The 484-nt window shown below is 72.1% G+C and carries 1 protein-coding gene; it reads right to left on the bottom strand.

Going from position 1 to position 484, the window contains the following annotated elements; all coding sequences use genetic code 11:
• On the bottom strand, positions 1-484 hold a 484-nt coding region (locus VTU_RS26080), incomplete at both ends, for an FAD-dependent oxidoreductase (protein ID WP_010102146.1).

Raw genomic sequence — 484 nt, 5'->3', positions numbered from 1 at the left:
GTCGCCGTCGCGCCCGTCGATGCGCGCCGCCGGGTCCGAGAGCAACCAGCCGCCGGGCTCGCTCTGCTCGTCGAGCAGCAGCGTCTTCAGGCCCGCGCGCCCGGCCTGCAACGCGGCCAGCAGGCCGCAGGCGCCGGCGCCGACCACGAGCACGTCCACGTGGTGGTGCAAATGGTCGTAGCACTCGGGGTCGGGCATGTCGGGCGCCGCGCCAAAGCCGGCGCATTTGCGGATCAGCGCCTCGTACAACGGCCACAGCCTGCGCGGCCATTTGAAGGTCTTGCTGTAGAACCCTGCGGGCATGAAGCGCGCGCCCAGGCCGAGCAGCGATTTCACGTCGCACTCCAGCGACGGCCAGCCCGAGGTCGGGCGCGCGCTCAGCCCCTCGTACAGCTCGACCTGCGTGGCTTTCAGGTTCGGCGTCGTGAGCGCGCCCACGCCGAGCTGCACGAGCGCATTCGGCTCCTCCGTGCCGGCGCCGACG

The organism is Verminephrobacter aporrectodeae subsp. tuberculatae At4 (assembly GCF_000193225.1).
Taxonomy (GTDB): domain Bacteria; phylum Pseudomonadota; class Gammaproteobacteria; order Burkholderiales; family Burkholderiaceae_C; genus Acidovorax; species Acidovorax aporrectodeae.
This window is presented reverse-complemented; position numbering and strand designations above follow the sequence as displayed.